Origin of the sequence: Kocuria sp. PD6, from assembly GCF_031844145.1 — a bacterium.
GTDB lineage: Bacteria > Actinomycetota > Actinomycetes > Actinomycetales > Micrococcaceae > Kocuria > Kocuria marina.
Genome location: NZ_JAUZUS010000004.1, coordinates 1 through 17,200, shown reverse-complemented (window position 1 = coordinate 17,200; position 17,200 = coordinate 1). Strand labels below are relative to the sequence as shown.

15 protein-coding genes are annotated in these 17,200 nt (G+C 70.9%); 6 read left to right on the top strand and 9 right to left on the bottom strand.

Features of this window, described 5'->3' with window-relative positions; all coding sequences use genetic code 11:
* Nucleotides 1-73: 73 nt before the first annotated feature.
* The 7 genes from hemB to hemE form a co-directional block, all read right to left on the bottom strand.
* On the bottom strand, nucleotides 74-1,081 hold the full coding sequence (gene hemB, locus Q9R22_RS04565) for a porphobilinogen synthase (protein ID WP_131332608.1): 1,008 nt from the start codon (nucleotides 1,079-1,081) through the stop codon (nucleotides 74-76).
* A 16-nt stretch (nucleotides 1,082-1,097) separates the two neighbouring features.
* Entirely contained in the window at nucleotides 1,098-2,069 is a 972-nt protein-coding gene (locus Q9R22_RS04560) for a uroporphyrinogen-III synthase (protein WP_131332607.1), read from the bottom strand.
* Nucleotides 2,066-3,010, bottom strand: a complete 945-nt coding sequence (gene hemC, locus Q9R22_RS04555; RefSeq protein WP_131332606.1) for a hydroxymethylbilane synthase — start codon at nucleotides 3,008-3,010, stop codon at nucleotides 2,066-2,068. The genes Q9R22_RS04560 and hemC overlap by 4 nt, the downstream gene beginning before the upstream one ends.
* Nucleotides 3,007-4,212, bottom strand: coding sequence for a ferrochelatase (locus tag Q9R22_RS04550; RefSeq protein WP_131332605.1), 1,206 nt, complete (start codon nucleotides 4,210-4,212; stop codon nucleotides 3,007-3,009). Before Q9R22_RS04550 ends, hemC begins: the two co-directional genes overlap by 4 nt.
* Before the next feature lies 1 nt (nucleotide 4,213).
* Nucleotides 4,214-4,930 (bottom strand): hydrogen peroxide-dependent heme synthase, encoded by a 717-nt coding sequence (hemQ, locus tag Q9R22_RS04545; protein WP_098053941.1) that lies wholly within the window; start codon nucleotides 4,928-4,930, stop codon nucleotides 4,214-4,216.
* Between the two features lie 118 nt (nucleotides 4,931-5,048).
* Entirely contained in the window at nucleotides 5,049-6,536 is a 1,488-nt protein-coding gene (gene hemG / locus Q9R22_RS04540) for a protoporphyrinogen oxidase (protein ID WP_098053939.1), read from the bottom strand.
* Nucleotides 6,533-7,702 (bottom strand): uroporphyrinogen decarboxylase, encoded by a 1,170-nt coding sequence (gene hemE / locus Q9R22_RS04535; RefSeq protein ID WP_098053937.1) that lies wholly within the window; start codon nucleotides 7,700-7,702, stop codon nucleotides 6,533-6,535. Before hemE ends, hemG begins: the two co-directional genes overlap by 4 nt.
* Before the next feature lie 134 nt (nucleotides 7,703-7,836).
* Here hemE and Q9R22_RS04530 point away from each other — a divergent pair, with 134 nt between their 5' ends.
* The 5 genes from Q9R22_RS04530 to Q9R22_RS04510 all read left to right on the top strand — a co-directional run bounded on the left by Q9R22_RS04530 (nucleotide 7,837) and on the right by Q9R22_RS04510 (nucleotide 13,030).
* Nucleotides 7,837-9,153: a glutamyl-tRNA reductase gene (locus tag Q9R22_RS04530; protein WP_098053935.1), complete on the top strand. Its 1,317-nt coding sequence runs from the start codon at nucleotides 7,837-7,839 to the stop codon at nucleotides 9,151-9,153.
* Between the two features lie 39 nt (nucleotides 9,154-9,192).
* Nucleotides 9,193-9,873, top strand: coding sequence for a TetR/AcrR family transcriptional regulator (locus Q9R22_RS04525; RefSeq protein ID WP_098053933.1), 681 nt, complete (start codon nucleotides 9,193-9,195; stop codon nucleotides 9,871-9,873).
* 90 nt (nucleotides 9,874-9,963) lie between these two features.
* The gene (locus Q9R22_RS04520; RefSeq protein WP_035965329.1) at nucleotides 9,964-10,197 is read left to right on the top strand and encodes a DUF3107 domain-containing protein; all 234 of its coding nucleotides are present in this window, start codon (nucleotides 9,964-9,966) and stop codon (nucleotides 10,195-10,197) included.
* Nucleotides 10,198-10,498: 301 nt separating this feature from the next.
* Nucleotides 10,499-12,157, top strand: a complete 1,659-nt coding sequence (locus Q9R22_RS04515; RefSeq protein ID WP_064846079.1) for a DEAD/DEAH box helicase — start codon at nucleotides 10,499-10,501, stop codon at nucleotides 12,155-12,157.
* Nucleotides 12,158-13,030, top strand: a complete 873-nt coding sequence (locus tag Q9R22_RS04510) for a site-specific DNA-methyltransferase (protein WP_064846078.1) — start codon at nucleotides 12,158-12,160, stop codon at nucleotides 13,028-13,030. It begins immediately after the preceding gene.
* A gap of 71 nt (nucleotides 13,031-13,101) precedes the next feature.
* On the opposite strand, the gene Q9R22_RS04505 is transcribed toward Q9R22_RS04510, so the two are convergent.
* Nucleotides 13,102-13,953, bottom strand: coding sequence for a PHP domain-containing protein (locus tag Q9R22_RS04505; RefSeq protein WP_064846077.1), 852 nt, complete (start codon nucleotides 13,951-13,953; stop codon nucleotides 13,102-13,104).
* Between the two features lie 199 nt (nucleotides 13,954-14,152).
* Between Q9R22_RS04505 and Q9R22_RS04500 the strand changes: the two genes are divergently transcribed.
* Nucleotides 14,153-15,760, top strand: a complete 1,608-nt coding sequence (locus Q9R22_RS04500) for an aminopeptidase P family protein (protein ID WP_085107710.1) — start codon at nucleotides 14,153-14,155, stop codon at nucleotides 15,758-15,760.
* Nucleotides 15,761-15,921: 161 nt separating this feature from the next.
* Here Q9R22_RS04500 and Q9R22_RS04495 read toward each other — a convergent pair whose 3' ends face one another.
* Nucleotides 15,922-17,043 (bottom strand): general stress protein, encoded by a 1,122-nt coding sequence (locus Q9R22_RS04495; protein ID WP_179861248.1) that lies wholly within the window; start codon nucleotides 17,041-17,043, stop codon nucleotides 15,922-15,924.
* Nucleotides 17,044-17,200 lie beyond the last annotated feature (157 nt).

Sequence of the window (17,200 nt, the reverse complement as noted above, 5' to 3'; positions counted from 1 at the left end):
TTCATTCCTTTCGCCGGGAGGCTCTCCCGGTGGGACCGTGCCGCGCGACGGCGCGGGCGCGGGGGTTCTGGGGTTACCTGCCGTTCTCCTCGTGGAACCAGCGGGCGAGCTCGGTCGCGTAGTAGGTCAGGATCGAGTTGGCCCCGGCGCGCTTGATGGACAGCACGGACTCGCGGATCGCGGCGTCGCGGTTGATCCAGCCGTTCGCCGCGGCGGCCTCGATCATCGCGTACTCACCCGAGATCTGGTACGCCGAGACCGGCACGGGGGACGCGTCCGCGACCTCGCGCAGGATGTCCAGATAGCTCATGGCCGGCTTGACCATGACCATGTCCGCGCCCTCGTCCAGGTCCAGCTGCAGCTCCAGCAGGGCCTCCCGGCGGTTCGCAGGATCCATCTGATAGGTCTTGCGGTCACCCGTGAGCGTGGAGTCCACGGCCTCGCGGAACGGGCCGTAGAACGCGGACGAGTACTTGGCGCTGTAGGCGAGGATCGACACGTCCTCGCGGCCCGCAGCGTCCAGTGCCGCGCGGATCACGCCCACCTGGCCGTCCATCATCCCGGAGGGTCCCAGCATGTGGGCGCCGGCCTCGGCCTGGGCCAGGCCCATGCGGCCGTAGATCTCCAGGGTGCGATCGTTGTCCACGCGGCCCTGATCATCCAGCACACCGCAGTGGCCGTGATCGGTGAACTCGTCCAGACACAGGTCCGACATGACCACGATGTCGTCCCCCACCTCGTCACGCACGGCACGGATCCCGCGGTTGAGGATGCCGTCCGGGTCCAGCGCGGCGGAGCCCTCTGCGTCGCGGGTCTGCGGGATCCCGAACAACATGAAGCCGCCCAGCCCCAGCTCCACGGCTTCGGCGGCCGCGCGCTTGAGAGAGTCCATGGTGTGCTGCACCACACCGGGCATCGAGGCCAGGGGCTGCGGCTCGTCGAGTCCTTCCTTGACGAACACGGGCAGGATCAGCTCGGACGGCGTCACGCGGGTCTCCGCGGCGAACCGGCGCATGGCCGGGGTACTGCGCAGTCTGCGGGGCCGTGACACGAGGTCGTACGACACGTCATGGTCGGTCATGGTTCACATCTCCTGATCATCGAAATCTTTGAGTCGTCGAGGGGCGGGTCGTCGCGGGCGTCGTCGTTGCGGGCTCGGCGTGATCGTCCCGCTCCGGCGCCGAAGTGTCCGGCTCACCCAGCGCCCGCGACACGGCGTCGGCCAGGGCCGCTGGGGTCGGTTGCGCGGAGGTCATCGGGTCGACTCCGCGGGCCCGCAGCGCGCGGGCGGTCGGTTCCCCGATCGCGATCCACGCCGTGGCGGCCGCGGGCGTCATGCCCTCCAGCAGGGCGTCCGCGCGCGACGGCGCCGTGACCACCACCGCGGCCAGCTCACCGGACGCGCACGCGGCCCGAGCAGCGTCGGCGCCCCATTCCTCGGGGGCCTCCGGTGTGGTTGCGGTCCCGGCACCGGGTGCGCGCAGCGGGCGGTCCGCCGGGGCCGGGACGGTGTCGTACGCGGTGATCCGCACGACGTCGTACCCCCGCTCCCGCAGTCCGCTCACGAGGGCGTCGGACGCGAGCGCCGAGACCGGCACGAGGGCCCGCACCGGGGCCCCGGATGCATCCGGGTGCTCCTCGGGCCACTCGGCGAGCATGCCCGCCGCGCTCGAGACGCGCGCGGGGACGAAATCCACGCCCACACCATACTCCCCCAGCGCGCGGACGGTCGCCTCGCCCACCGCGGCGACCCGCAGGGCGGGCCCACCGGCCTCGGTGCGGTGACGAGCGGAGGGCCGCCGAGCGGCGTCGAGCGCGGCACCCCACTGCGGGGTGGGGGCGACCGCGGCGAGCGCCGCCACCGTGGTCGCGGACGTCACGCACAACCAGGTGGGACCGCTCGGGCCGGTGGCCTCGGCCAGCAGCTCCCGCAGTGATTCCACGTCCGACGGCAACTGGGCCTCGAGCAGGGGCGAGGCGCACGGCTCGTACCCGCGCTCCCGCAGCAGCACCGCCAGGGCGCTCGCGGAAGCGGGGTCGCGGGTGATGAGCACGCGCGCCGCGGTCACAGGCTCAACCGTGCCAACCGGTCCGCGCCGTGGGCCAACAGGTCATCCGCGACCCGCTGACCGAGAGCCCGCGCGGCCTCGACCGAGGGTTCCGGCGCGGACTCCGTGCGGCGCATGACCTCGGAGCCGTCCGGATTCGCCACGACGACGTCCAGTTCGAGATCACCGTCCACGAGGCGTGCGAAGGTTCCCACAGGTGCGGCGCAGCCCGCCTCGAGACGAGCCAGCACCGAGCGCTCCGCGGTGACCGCGAGCCGCGTGGGCAGGTGGTCCACCGCGGCCAGACCGGTCGCGAGACCCGAGTCCGCCGCGAGTTCCGCCGAGACCTCGAGCGCGAGCGCACCCTGGCCCGGGGCCGGCAGCATCCGGTGCGGATCCAGGTACTCGGTGATCCGCCCCTCGAGGCCCAGGCGCTTGAGGCCCGACGCCGCGAGCACCACCGCGTCGAGGTCCCCCGGGTCCCCGGGAGCCACGCGGTTGAGCCGCGTGCCCACGTTGCCGCGGATGTCCACGATGCGCAGGTCGGGGCGCAGCGCGCGCAACTGCGCGACGCGCCGCGGCGAGCCCGTGCCTACGGCCGCGCCCTCCGGCAGTTCGTCGAGGGTCAGACCGTCACGGGCGCACAGGGCGTCCCGCGGGTCCTCACGCTGCGGCAGCGCGGCAATGGTGAGCCCCGTGACCGCCGCGGTGGGCAAGTCCTTGAGGGAGTGCACGGCCAGGTCCACGGCGCCGTCGAGCACCTTGGACCGCAACGCCGTGGCGAAGACCCCTGTACCGCCCAACTGGGACAGCGGCCCGGTGAGCACGTCGCCCTCGGTGCGCACGGTGACCAGTTCGTAATCGAGTCCGCTCGCGCTGGCCAAGGCCTCGGCGGCCCAGCGGCTCTGCGTCATGGCCAGCTGCGAGCCTCGGGTGCCCACCCTGAACACGGGTCCACTCACCGGTGGATCACCTCGCCGTTCTCGTCGAGCCCCACGGGGATCGGCTCGCCGACGGGCCGCTGGGCGATCGTGGGGCGGGGTTCGCTCTGGCCGCGCAGCACCTTCACGCAGCAGTCCGGGGCGCACGTGTCGAACCACGTGCCCTGGGCGCACGCGGATACCCGCGGGGGCGCGGTGGGCGTGCCCAGCCGCTGCTCCACGAGGTCCGCGAGCGCGGCCACGAACTCGGGATCGGTGCCGGCGGTGGGGATGCGCTCGAACTCCAGGCCGGCCTCGGCCGCGGCGTCACGGGCCTCGGTGTCGAGGTCCCAGAGCACCTCCATGTGGTCCGAGACGAAGCCCAGGGGCACCACGGCCACGCCGGTGACGCCCTTGCCAGGCAGCTCCTCGATGACGTCGCAGATGTCCGGTTCGAGCCACGGGACCTGCGGGGGCCCGGAGCGGGACTGGTACACGAGCTCCCACTCCACCCCGTTCATGGGCTCGCCCACCTGCTCCACGATCCAGCGCGCGGCCGCAAGGTGCTGCGCCACGTAGGCGGAGTCCCCCTCGAAGCTCATCCGCTGGGAGCCGGCCGCGTTGGCGTCCGTCATGGGCACGGAGTGGGTGGTGAACAGCACGCGGAGCGCACCGTCCGTGCGCTGCCGCAGAGCATCCAGTGACTCACGCAGCTTGGTGGCGTAGGGGCGCAGGAAACCCTCGGAGTCGTAGTACTGCCGGATCTTCTCCACGTGCAGCTCGTCCTGCAGCCCCGTCTCCTCCAGGCCCACGCCGTAGTCCTCCCGGTACTGGCGGCAGCTGGAGTACCCGGAGTACGCGCTCGTGGCGAGCACCAGCAGGTCCCGGTACCCTCGCTCGTGGCTCTCGCGCAGAACGTCCGCCACGTACGGGTCCCAGTTGCGGTTGGCGAGCAGCACGGGCAGCTCCACACCACGACGCCGCAGCTCGGCCTCGAGCGCATCGCGCAGCGCCCGGTTCTGGGCGTTGATGGGGCTCACGCCGCCGTTCGCACGGTAGTGGGTGGCCACCTCCTCGAGCCGCTCGTCCGGGATGCCGCGGCCGCGCGTGACGTTGCGCAGGAACGGGATCACGTCCTCCTGACCCTCCGGCCCGCCGAAGGAGGAGAGGATCAGGGCGTCGAAGCTGTGCGGCGCGTTGGCGCGCTCGGCACTCAGGGCATTGGTCTTTCGGGTGTCAGTCATCTCAGTCAAGCACCTCGGCAATCTCGTGGGTGGTGATCCGGCGCCCCGTGTAGAACGGGGTCTCCTCGCGCACGTGCAGGCGTGCCTCGGTGTTGCGGAAGTGGCGCATGATGTCCACCAGGTCCACGAGCTCCGGGGCCTCCAGGGCCAGCAGCCATTCGAAGTCGTTGAGCCCGAAGCACGCGATGGTGTTGGCGAGCACCTGCGGGTACTCGCGGGCCTTCATGCCGTGGTTCTTGAGCATCTCCCCGCGGCGCTGCGGGTTCATGTAGTACCACTCGTAGGAGCGCACGAACGGGTAGACGCACACCCACGCGCCAGCCTCCGCACCGCGCGCGAACGCGGGCGAGTGGTTGGACGTGAACTCCGCCTCGCGGTGCACACCCATGGCGTTCCAGGACTGCCGGGTGCCCGCGAGCAGCGGCTGACGACGCAGTTGCCGGATCGCGGCCTGCAGGGCGTCCGGTTCCTTGCCCGTGAGCCACAGCATCAGATCGGCGCTTTCGCGCATCCCGGAGACGTCGTACACGCCGCGCACGGTGACGCCCCGACCCTCGAGGTCCTTCACGAGCTCGTCGAACGCGCTGCGGTTGGCCTGTGAGTCCGCGTCCCGCGGGCGCTCACCCGTCCGCTCGAACACCGTGTAACCGGCCCAGTACAGCGTGTCCCCGCCGGCCTGTGCCGCGTCCTGGCGTGCCTCGGTTGCGTGCTCACTCATCGTGTGTGCTCCCTTTCGACTTCTCGTTCTGTTCACGTTCGGTGGTTCTCGTCCCGCGCAGCACTGCCCGGGCTGCGCGGACGACGTTGCACGGCTCGGTCCCGCGCGCGGCGGTCCCTCAGTTCGGGGTCACGTCGAACCCGTGGTGCTTGAGCAGGGTCCTGACCTGGTGGCGGGTGTCCGCGACGACCGCCGCGAGTCCCGTACCGGACAGCCACGCCCCCACGGCCGCGGCGTCCGGGACGTCCTTGAGCGCCCGGCGGAACCCCGTGACGCGGGCGCTGTGACCCGCGTCCGTGCGCGGCAGGGCGGTGTGCCACCGCACGACGTCCGCGCCCACGAGCTGTTCCGGCTCGATCGGTACGCCCAGCAGTGTGCTCGCGTCCCCGAGGGCGAGCGAGATGAGGTGCTTGTCCTCGAGCGTGACCTCCGGGGAGGGGCCCGATCCACGCGGGGTGGCCCGGCCGTAGGATAACCGCACCACGTGGCGGTGCTCCCCGGCCTCGCGAGCCACCCACTTCCACTTGGCCGTGGCGTGGGTCAGGGCCTTGGCGCGCACCTCGCGCACGTCGTCGCTCACGAGCAGACCGGTATCGCGGGGTGCACTGTCCAGGGCGGGGCAATCCAGCACGAGGGTGGCGAGCGCGATCCGGGGCCCCGAGCGAGGCGTGAAGTTCTGGACGTCGCTGACCTGCGTGCCGAGCAAGCGCACCGTGGTGGGTCCGTCCGTGGCCATCACGAGCAGTTCCCCGCGGGCCACGGCCGTCTTGTCCCCGTTCACGGGTTGGCGCTGGATCACCATCCACCCGGGCCTGCGCGGGTCGCGGTCCAGGGCGATGACGTCGTAGCGGGTCACGAGCTTGACGCCCAACCGCTCCGCGTCCCGCACGAGCCGTTCGCTGAGCAGGTTCATCCCGCCGTCGAGACCGGCCACGTTCGCACCCGCGGGGCTCGCTGTGCGCAGTGCACCCGCGGCCGCGCCCAGGCTGCCGAGTTCGCGCAAGCGGGCGCGCAAACCGGGGGCCACGGCGTCGACGTCGAGTTCGTCCGGGTGGGTCGAGTAGACCCCGGAGACGAACGGGGTGACCAACCGGTCCAGCACGCGCTGGCCCATGCGGGCACGCACGAGACCGCCGATGGAACGCTCCCCCGCGCCCACGCGGGCCGGCAACGCCCTGTCCATGCGCGCACGGGCCACGCCCGCCCGGCCCAGGGGCTTGCGCAGCTCCGGTGCGGTGGGGTCCGCGGGGATCCCGAGCACCCCGGACTTGGGTGCGGGCACCGCACCCTCAGGGAGTTGCAACCAGGAGCCCGCGGGATGGGGGGTGACCACGCGGTCGGAGAGCCCGAGTTCCTCGAGCAGATCGGGTACGGCGTCCGAGCGTGTGGCGAAGGATTCCGCGCCGGAGTCCAGGACGAGTCCCGCCACCTCGTGGGCACCCACGGCGCCGCCGAAGTGGTCCGAGGCCTCGACCAGGGTCACGCGCAGACCGGCGCGCGCCAGGTCACGGGCGGCCGTCAACCCGGCGACGCCGCCGCCCACCACGAGAGCCGTGCGAGGACGCCGTGGCGCGGTGCGCCGCTGGGCACCGGGGGAAGTTGTCACCGAGTCTCCTTGTGGATGAAGGTCACCAGTTCGCTCAGTACGTCCGGGTCCGTCTCCGGCGGCACGCCGTGGCCCAGGTTGACCACGTGACCGGGGGCGCTGCGACCGCGGCGCAGAACGTCGCGGGCGTGCTCGTGTAGCACCTCCCGCGGGGCGGCGAGCAGCGCGGGATCGATGTTGCCCTGCACCACGGTGCGCCCACCCAGACGCTGCGATGCGACGTCCAACGGGATGCGGTAATCCACACCCACGGCGTCCGCTCCCGCGTCCCGCATGGCGGCCAACAGCTCGCCCGTACCCGTGCCGAAATGGATCCGCGGTACCCCCAGGTCCGCCACGGCGGCGAGCGCGTCCGCGGAGTGGCGCTGGACGTGCGCCTCGTAGTCGGCGAGCGATAGGGAGCCCGCCCACGAGTCGAACAACTGCACGGCCGAGGCCCCCGCTTCCACTTGGGCGCGCAGGAACGCTCCGGAGGTGCGCGCGGCCCACTCGGCCAGAGCGGTCCAGGACGCGGGATCCGCGTGCATCATGGTGCGCGGGCGCAAGTGGTCGCGCGAGGGCCCGCCCTCCACGGCGTATGCGGCGATCGTGAACGGCGCGCCCGCGAAACCGATCAGCGGGGTGTCCCCGAGCTCGGCGACCGTGCGCGCCACGGCCTCGCGGATCGGGTCCAACGCCGAGTCCGGCAGTTCGGGCAGCGCGGTGACGTCCGCGGCGGTGCGCACGGGGTGGTCGAGCACCGGGCCGCGCCCGGCCACGATGTCCACGGCCACCGAGGCGAGCTTCATGGGCACCACGATGTCGGAGAAGAAGATGGCCGCGTCCACGCCGTGCCGGCGCACCGGCTGCAGGGTGATCTCCGCGGCGAGGTCCGGGGTCAGGCACGCCTCGAGCATCCCCGTGCCCTCCCGGGCGGCGCGGTACTCGGGCAACGAGCGACCCGCCTGACGCATGAACCACACGGGCGTGTGCGCGGCGGGGAGCCCCCGCAGGGTACTGATCAGGGGGGAGTCGGCCACACCCGCCGAGCGCAGCGGGTGCTCGGTGGGCAGCGCGGCGATGCGCTGCTCCCACGCGTGATCGCCGCCCGGCTCCGTGGCCGCGGCGGGATCATGGGGGGACTCGGCGCGGCGGGATTCTACGGTGCGATCATTCTGGGAAGCCATAATGGCCCCATTGTGCCAAAGGAGCCCGCCGGTTTTGATGACGTAGTGTCCGCCGGGAACGCAATCTCTGCGCCGGGCGCGCCCAGTGGTTATGCTGAGCGAGCCAGGATGAATTCGTCTAGGATGGCCGGATTGTGGTTCTTTTCTGTCTTGTCGCATCGCACCGTTCCGTCGACCTCAACACCGTCGCACGGTTGAGCACGGGGGCTCTCGGGGTGGCCGAGGAAGCCGTGTCCCAGGGTGCGCTCTCGGGGGCCATCACGCTGTCCACGTGCAACCGGCTCGAACTCTACGGTGAGCTGCCCGAGGACGGGACCAACGACGTCGCCCTGGCCCAGCAGCAGCTCGCCGAACGCGTGGCCGAGCGCGCGGGGCTGGACGAACGCTTCGTCCTGGAGACCATGGACACCTACCACGGCACCGAGGTCCCGCAACACCTGTTCACTGTGGTCTCCGGTCTGGAGTCCGCCGTGGTGGGCGAGCGTGAGATCACCGGACAGGTCCGCCGCGCGCTGAACCAGGCCCGCCAGTCCGGCACCGCTTCGGGACACCTCGTGCAGTTGTTCGAGGCCGCCGCCCGCACCGCACGTGAGGTCGGGGCCCGCACCGGCCTCGGTGAGCGGGGACGCTCCATCGTGTCCGTGGCCCTGGACCTCGCCGACGACATCACCCGCGGCAGCTGGCCCGACCGGCACGCCCTGATCTTCGGCACCGGCGCGTACGCCGGCGCCACCATGGCCGCGCTGCGCGACCGCGGCTGCGCGGACATCGAGGTCTACTCCGGTTCCGGACGCGCCCAGCAGTTCACGGACCAGCGCGGCGGCTCCCCCGTCACGGAGGTCGAGCTGCCGGCGGCACTGCGCCGCGCGGACGTCGTGATCGGCTGCTCGGGCGGCTCCGCCCCCATGCCGGCGTCCGCCTTCCCGAGCGGACCGCGCACCGTGATCGACCTCGCGCTCGCGCGGGACTTCGACCCCGCCGTCGCGGACCTGCCGGACGTGGAGCTGATCACCCTGGAATCGGTGCGCGTGGCCGCACCCGAGGAGACCCGCGAGTCCGTGAGCGCGGCGCGCGAGATCGTGGACGAGGCCGCCCAGGGCTTCGCGGCGGCCCAGAGCGCCCGCACCATGGACCAGGCCATCGTGGCGCTGCGCAAGCACACCATGGCCGTGCTGGACACCGAACTCGAGAAGGTCCGTGCCCATCACGGCTGCACCGGCGCGGAGGAACAGATCGAGATGGCCATGCGCCGCATGGTCCGCTCACTGCTGCACATCCCCACCGTCCGTGCCCGTCAACTCGCCGCGGAGGGCCGCGCGGACGAATACATTTCCGGATTGGAAGCGCTGTTCGGTCTGGAGGTCGCGCCACCGCAGACCCTCCCCGCGGATCAGGATTCCCTCGCTGAACGATCCCCCTCAGACACCCCGCGTCCCCGCGCGGCCGGTTGAAGCCACGACGGGCGAGGGCCCGTCACAGAGGAGGACCCCATGAACGCTCCCGATGCACGCGACGCGCCCGCGCCCACCGGCCACACGCGGGCCCCTCGCATGACCCGGGACCAGCGGCGGGAGCAGCTGTTGAGCACGGCACTGCGGGTGTTCTCCGAAGGCGGCTACCACTCGACCTCCATGGACGAGATCGCCGCCGCGGCCGGGGTCTCCAAACCGGTGCTCTACCAGCACTTCCCGGGTAAGCGGGACCTGTTCCTGGCGCTCGTGCAGTTCACGCTCGCGGAACTGTCCGAGAAGCTCGAGCGGTCCCTGGCCAGCGCCGAGACCAACAAGGCGCGGGTGCAGAACGTGATCGACACCCACTTCGAGTTCGTGAACAGCCAGCCGGAGGCCCATCGGCTCGTGTTCAGCGCGGACCTCATGTCCTTCCCCGAGGTCGCGGCGCAACTGGACGAGTTCTACCAGGGGGTCGCCGTGGCCGTGGCCGCGGTGCTCGGACCCAAAGCGGGCATGCCACCGGCCCAGGCCACCATGCTGTCCCGGGGCCTCGTGCACCTGGTCCAGACCTCCGCTGTGTTCTGGACCCGCCACCCGGAAGCGGGCACACGCGAAGAGGTCCAGGACCGGATTTTCCGTTTAGCCTGGGGCGGAATCAGGACGCTCGACGAGGAGCGCCGGGAACCTGCTCCTAAACTGATCGGCAACGACCGAGGCTGACGCGCCCGCCCCTCACCGGGGTGCGCGGCACCTGGAAGACATGGTCCGGCCCGTGATCACCGTGGGCCGGTGACGCCGCAGGAGGTACTCATGGAAATCAAGATCGGGATTCAGAACGTGGCCCGCGAGCTCGTGGTCAACGCCGACCTCTCCGCGGACGAGGTGCAGACCAAGGTCACGGAGGCGCTGAGCTCCGGCGCACCGCTCGTGCTGCAGGACACCAAGGGTTCCACCACCGTGGTCCCCTCCGCGAGCATCGGCTACGTGGAGACCGGCCAGGAGACCAAGCGAAAGGTGGGTTTCACCCCCCTGCCCCTCGGCTGAACCGCCCACGCCGTGAGGCCCCCGGACCACCGCGTCCGGGGGCCTCACCGTTTTGCGGGTACACTGGAGGTGTTTATCAGGATGACCGGTCGTCCCATGAGACCGTCACGTTCACTTGTTACCCGGCTTCGGCCCGCGCCCGGAAGGTCCCGCGCCTTCCGCTGAGCGCCCGGGCGGGGTGCGTTTCACGATCGGCTTCCTCTCACAGCGCGGCGGCCCCCGCTTCGTGCCGCTCCGTCCTCCGGGACGGCCCGGCCGATGATCCGGCGTGGTGCCCCGCGCCGACCCGTGAAGGACATTCGTGACCGATATCACTGCAACACCCGAACACGACATCATCGAGCCGGACGAGGCCGGGACCCAGGCGGTCGACACCGCCGAACCCGTGACCGAGTCCTCGTTCGCGGACTTCGGCGTCCGCCAGGACATCGTGGACGCGCTCGCCGAGCACGGCATCACCTCCCCGTTCCCCATCCAGGCCATGACGCTGCCCATCGCGCTGTCCGGCCAGGACATCATCGGTCAGGCCAAGACCGGTACCGGCAAGACCCTCGGTTTCGGCATCCCCGCACTGCAGCGTGCCGTAGGCCGTGACGACGACGGCTGGGCCCAGTTGAAGAAGCCCGGCGCCCCCCAGGCATTGATCGTGGTCCCCACGCGTGAGCTCGCGGTCCAGGTGGGCAGCGACCTCGCGATCGCCGCCAAGACCCGCAACGCCCGCGTGGCCACGATCTACGGTGGCCGCCCCTACGAGTCGCAGATCGCCGAGCTCGAAAAGGGCGTGGAGGTCGTCGTGGGCACCCCCGGGCGCCTGATCGACCTCAACCGCCAGCACTTCCTGGACCTGAGCCACGTGCGCATGGTCGTGCTGGACGAGGCGGACGAGATGCTGGACCTGGGCTTCCTCCCGGACGTGGAGAAGCTGCTGGCCACGGTTCCGCAGGTGCGCCAAACCATGCTGTTCTCCGCGACCATGCCCGGCCCCGTGGTGGCCATGGCACGGCGGTACATGACCCGGCCCATGCACATCCGTGCGGCTGCCCCGGACGAGGGCAGCACCAAGAAGGACATCCGTCAGGTCATCTACCGCGCCCACCACCTGGACAAGGACGAGGTCGTCGCGCGCATCCTGCAGGCCGAGGGCCGGGGACGGACCATCATCTTCACGCGTACCAAACGCGCGGCCGCCAAGCTCGCGGACGAGCTCATCCACCGCGGTTTCGCCGCCGCTCCCCTGCACGGCGACCTGGGCCAGGGCGCCCGCGAGCAGGCGCTGCGCGCGTTCCGTCACGGCAAGGTGGACGTGCTTGTGGCCACGGACGTCGCCGCGCGAGGGATCGACGTCGAGGACGTCACCCACGTGATCAACTTCCAGTGCCCCGAGGACGAGAAGACTTACCTGCACCGCACCGGGCGCACCGGGCGCGCGGGCAACAAGGGCACGGCCATCACGTTCGTGGACTGGGACGACGTCCCCCGCTGGCGCCTGATCGACAATGCCCTCGAGCTGGGCGTGCCCGAACCCGTGGAGACCTACTCGTCCTCCGATCACCTCTACACGGACCTGAACATCCCGCGCGGCGTCAAGGGCAAGCTGCCCAAGTCGCAGCGCACGCTCGAGGGCCTCGACGCCGAGGAGCTCGAGGACCTCGGTGACGGCAGGCCGCAGCACTCCGAGAAGCGTTCGGGCCGCGGCGGTCGCGGTGGTTCCGGTGGCCGCAACGGCTCCGGCGCACGACGCCGCTCGGGCGGTTCCGACCCCCGCAGCGGCTCCGCGGGGCGATCCCAGGCGGAGAACCAGCGGCCCCGCTCCGAGCAGGGCGAGCGTTCCCGGGAGACCTCCGTGGAGAACACGGGCGAGGGCACCAAGCGGCGCCGGCGGCGTCGTCGTTCCTCGGGGCAGAACAAGGCTGCCCAGGGCGGTCAGCAGGCGCAGCAGTCCTCTGCAGCGGGAGAGTAGATGGCGCAGTGGGAGCCCTTCGCATTCGACGCGGAGGGCACCAGCGCGATCGTGCACGGTGAGAACCTCAACGTGCTGGAGGGGCTGCCGGACGAGGCGTTCTCCCTGGTATACCTGGACCCCCCGTTCAACACGGGCAGGGACCAGGTGCGCCGCACCACTCGCTCCGTCCCCGCGGCCGCGGGCGAGGGCGATCGCGTGGGCTTCGCGGGGCGTTCCTACGAAACGATCATGGGCTCGTTGCTGCGCTACGAGGACTCGTTCGCGGACTACCTGGGCTTCCTGGAACCCCGGCTGATGCATGCCCGGCGCGTGCTGGCCACGCACGGGACGCTGTACGTGCACCTGGACTACCGCGAGGTGCACTACGTCAAGGTGCTGCTGGACGCGCTGTTCGGCCGCCGGTGCTTCCTCAACGAGATCATCTGGGCCTACGACTTCGGCGGACGCACCGCCAAGCGATGGCCGGCCAAGCACGACACGATCCTGGTCTACGTCAAGGATCCGACCGCCTACCACTTCAACTCCGCGGACGTGGACCGGGAGCCGTACATGGCCCCGGGGCTCGTGGGTCCCGTCAAAGCCGCGCGCGGCAAGCTGCCCACGGACGTGTGGTGGCACACGATCGTCTCCCCCACGGGCAAGGAAAAGACCGGTTATCCCACGCAGAAACCCGCCGGGGTGTTGCGCCGGATCGTCACGGCGTCCTCGCGTCCCGGGGACTGGGTGCTGGACTTCTTCGCAGGCTCGGGGACCACGGGCGCGGTCAGCGAGCAACTGGGCCGGAAGTTCGTGTGCGTGGACTCCAACCCCGAGGCCGTGGACGTCATGCGTCGGCGCCTGCCGGATACGGCGGTGTTCAGCGCGTCCTGATCCGGTTCACGAGCCGCTGCATCCCGACTGTTCTTCGAAACGTCGTCAGGACCGTGCCGTGCGCCCCGGCCTCACGGCCAGCGGACCTCCATCCCGGAGGTGGCCTGTTCGCAAATCCTCGTGAGCGAACGCACTGACGTGGAGTTCTCCCCCAACCGATTGGGCTTGCCCGCGCCGTGGTAGTCGCTGGATCCCGTGACGATGAGATCGTGGTCCGCGGCGAGCTTCATGAGCACCGCGCGGGACTCGTCCGGGTTGTCCCGGTGGGCGACTTCCACGCCGGCCAGACCGGCGTCGATCATCGCGTTGAAATCAGCCGGGGTGGCCACGCGACCGCGCAACGGGGCCATGGGGTGCGCGCACACCGGGACCCCGCCCGCCGCGCGCACGAGTTTGATGGCCTGCACCGGGTCCAGGGCCATGTGCCGCACGTAGTACTTAGATCGCCCGGAGAGCATGTCCGAGAACGCGGCAGAGCGGTTTGGGACGACGCCCAGCTCCACCAGGGCGTCCGCGATGTGTGGGCGGCCCACCGTGGCCTCGGGACTCACGTGGGCCATGACGTCGTCCCAGCTGATCGGGTAGTCCTGCGCGAGCAGGTCCACCATCTTGTGCGCGCGGGAGAGTCGGCTGCGCCGGGACTCCTCGATCGCGTCCAGCAGCGGTGCGTGGTCCGGGCCGTGCAGATAGCTGAGCATGTGCACCGAGATACCGTCCGCGGTGGTGCACGTGATCTCCATGCCGGGTACGAACGCGACCCCCAGGGACACGGCGGTGTCCCCCGCCTCCTGCCACCCCGCGGTGGTGTCGTGATCGGTGAGCGCGAAGACGTTGAGCCCGGCCCGGTGTGCCGCGCGGGCCACGTCCGCCGGGGACTCCGTGCCGTCCGACGCGTTGGAGTGGGTGTGCAGGTCGATTCTCATCACCTCCACGATACCCGCGGACCGCGGTGGGTCGGCCCGCGATACGCGCCGACCGGACGAGGCCGAGCCATCGCTACCGATCGCCCGGTCCTCGCTGCCCACGGGCCAGGGTTGACCGGCGTGGCACCATGGACGAGAACATTCCGCCAGCATCGCGACCCGCGCGGGAGCCCGCGCCCCGAAGGAGATGACCGCGTCCATGAGCCAAGGCTCAGCACACCCCACCGCTTCCCATCACGCGAGCGAGGACGCCGCGCAGCCCATGGACGAGCGGGTGGACAACCGCTCGCAGCGCCCCGACAACGCGGAGTTCCGCGAGTTCATGGCCTCGGGTTGGGCCGCTCCGGAGCACACGACGACGCCGCGCGCCGAGGTCGCGGAGTTCGCCGCTCAGCGCCGTGCCCGGCTCTCCCGGATGTTCCCCGGCGAGCGTCTCGTGATCCCCGCGGGCGCCCCCAAGGTGCGCTCGAACGACACCGACTATCGCTTCCGCCCGCACTCCGCGTTCGCGCACCTCACGGGCATGGGAGTGGACCACGAGCCCGAGGCCGTGCTGGTCATGGAACCCACCGAGCAGGGTCAGGGAGACGACGGCAGCGACCACACCTCCACCCTGTACTTCCACCCCATGGCCGGGCGGGACTCCGCGGAGTTCTACGCGGATGCCAAGAACGGTGAGTTCTGGGTGGGGCCCCGCCCCACGCTGGCGCAATTGCGCGACGAGTTCGCGCTGCCCACCGAGGACCTCTCCGCTCTGGAGACCGCGGTCACCAAGGACGCAGGCAACACCGCCCTGGGTGGTCTCAGCATTCGTTTGGTGCGGGACGTGGACCTGAACATGGACGCGCTCGTGGATACCTCCCGGATCAACACGGGCGTGGACCTCGAGCAGTCGGACACCAAGGACGCGACCCTGGCCGAGGCCCTGAGCGAGCTGCGGCTCATCAAGGACGAGTACGAGGTCGGGCAGTTGCGCGAGGCCGTGGCGGCCACGATCCGCGGTTTCGAGGACATCGTCTCGGTGCTGCCGCGCGCGATCGGCGGTGAACGCGGCGAGCGCGTAGTCGAGGGCGCGTTCTTCTCCCGCGCCCGCCTCGAGGGCAACGACCTCGGCTACGACACCATCGCGGCGTCCGGGAACAACGCGACCGTGCTGCACTGGATCCGCAACAACGGCTCGGTCAAGCCGGGCGAGCTGATCCTCGTGGACGCGGGTGTGGAGGCCGAGTCGCTCTACACCGCGGACCTCACCCGCACCCTGCCCGTGACCGGCAGCTACACGGACGTGCAGCGCCGGATCTACCAGGCCGTGCTCGACGCCGCGGACGCCGCGTTCGACGTCGCCGTCCCCGGTAACAAGTTCCGGGACCTCCACGCCGCGGCCATGAAGGTGCTCGCCCAGCGGCTCGAGGAATGGGGGCTGTTGCCGGTGTCCGCGGAGGTCTCCCTGTCCGAGGCCGGTCAGCACCACCGCCGCTGGATGCCGCACGGTACGAGCCACCACCTGGGACTGGACGTGCACGACTGCGCCCAGGCCAAGCGTGAGCTCTACCTGGACGCTGTGATCGAGCCGGGGATGGTGTTCACGATCGAGCCCGGGTTGTACTTCAAGAACGAGGACCTCGCGATCCCCGAGGAGTACCGCGGCATCGGTGTGCGCATCGAGGACGACGTGCTGATCACCGAGCAGGGCAACGAGAACCTCTCCGAGGCCCTCCCCCGCAACCCCGACGACGTGGAGTCGTGGATCCAGGGCATCTGGAACCGGGACGAGAACGTGGGCCCCAGCGCGGGCCCCGCGGCGTAACCCCCGGAACACCTAGAGAGTGATCCCCGGGCCCGCATGTCAGGACCCGGGGATCGCTCTCTGTGCGTGACGCCGCCGAACTCTCAGTCACTCCCGCGCCACCTTCGGGCACCATTTGTGGCTCTGGCGTGCCCGAAATTTTGTTGCGCGTGTGCCGTGGGTCAGCGCTGGTCCTCGCCGTGCGGCCGCTGGGTCGTGCCCTGTCCGTTGTGCGGGGTGGACCCGCCCTCGCGCGGTGCCTCGGGGGTACCCGGCTGTGTCCACGGCGCCGCGCGGTCGGCCGACTGAGCCGGGTTCGCGGGGATCGTGCCCGATGACGCCCCGTCTGTGGAGGGAGCGGGAGCGTCGGCCGCGGGGTGGGACGGAGCGGCGGCGTTCGCGGGGGCCTGCGGTGCGGGCTGCCCACCGGCCGGGGCGGCGTCGGAGGGTTCGAGCCGGATACCGTACTGCGGGCGTCCGTCCGGGAGGTCCGGGAACTTCGCGGAACGGTTGGCGTCTTCCTGCTGCTGATCTGCACCCGGGAGAAACACACCGTAGCGCGGCTCGGAACCGCCGGGAGCGTTCTGTCCCCCGGGATCACCCTGCACCGGAGCACCGTGAACCGGGGCGCCCTGACCCGGAGCGCCCGGCCGCCCGCCCTGGACGGGACCGCCCTGGGCCGGTCCACCGTACTGCGGGCCACCGGGGTACTGGCTGCCCTGCGGAGCACCCGAACCACCCCACTGGTCACCCTGCGGACCGGCGGGACCGCGGTACCCCTGACCCGGGTTCTGCCCGCGCTGCCCCACCACGTGGCCGCCCTCCATGCCGTTGAGCACCTGGCGGGCCTGACCCGCGACCTCCGGGGCGGCGAGGACCTCGTAGCTGCCCGCCACGATCCTGCTGGTCGAGGTGAAGTCCCGCTTGCCGCGGGACATGGCGTACGTGATGGTGGCCATGAGCATCCAGAACGCGCCACCGAGGATCATGGTGAGCAACAGGGACGAAGCCATGTTGGCCCCGCCCAGCAGGGACATCAAAAGGCCGAAGAACGCGCCGAAGACCAGACCGTTGAGCGCACCCTGCAGGGCGACCTTGGGGTAGGAGAGCCGACCGGTGACCTGCTCCACGGACTTGAGGTCGCTGCCGATGATCGAGACCATGGCCACGGGGAAGTGTTCGTCCGCCATGTAGTCAACGGCTTTCTGCGCCAGGGCGTAGGTCCGGTAACGGCCCACCACCTCACCGCGGGGCATTTCCGGGGCGATGGACAGTTGGGCGGGGCCTGGTTTCGAGTTGCTCATGCCATCCATTGTCCCGTAGTCACCCACGAGCCCGCCGGGAAAACCCTGGATCATCGCAGCGGGTGAACACGGCGGCCGGTGAACCCACCCCGGATCGGGTGCCCAGCAACCGGTATTGCCCGGGTTCTGATCCCCCACTCCAGGAATGGGACCGCAC

Bases quoted from the DNA above. Each gene is read 5' to 3' on its own strand.
- hemB (WP_131332608.1), bottom strand. From the start codon at position 1,081: ATGACCGACCATGACGTGTCGTACGACCTCGTGTCACGGCCCCGCAGA.
- Q9R22_RS04550 (WP_131332605.1), bottom strand. From the start codon at position 4,212: ATGACTGACACCCGAAAGACCAATGCCCTGAGTGCCGAGCGCGCCAAC.
- hemQ (WP_098053941.1), bottom strand. From the start codon at position 4,930: ATGAGTGAGCACGCAACCGAGGCACGCCAGGACGCGGCACAGGCCGGC.
- hemE (WP_098053937.1), bottom strand. From the start codon at position 7,702: ATGGCTTCCCAGAATGATCGCACCGTAGAATCCCGCCGCGCCGAGTCC.
- Q9R22_RS04525 (WP_098053933.1), top strand. From the start codon at position 9,193: ATGAACGCTCCCGATGCACGCGACGCGCCCGCGCCCACCGGCCACACG.
- Q9R22_RS04520 (WP_035965329.1), top strand. From the start codon at position 9,964: ATGGAAATCAAGATCGGGATTCAGAACGTGGCCCGCGAGCTCGTGGTC.
- Q9R22_RS04510 (WP_064846078.1), top strand. From the start codon at position 12,158: ATGGCGCAGTGGGAGCCCTTCGCATTCGACGCGGAGGGCACCAGCGCG.
- Q9R22_RS04505 (WP_064846077.1), bottom strand. From the start codon at position 13,953: ATGAGAATCGACCTGCACACCCACTCCAACGCGTCGGACGGCACGGAG.
- Q9R22_RS04500 (WP_085107710.1), top strand. From the start codon at position 14,153: ATGAGCCAAGGCTCAGCACACCCCACCGCTTCCCATCACGCGAGCGAG.
- Q9R22_RS04495 (WP_179861248.1), bottom strand. From the start codon at position 17,043: ATGAGCAACTCGAAACCAGGCCCCGCCCAACTGTCCATCGCCCCGGAA.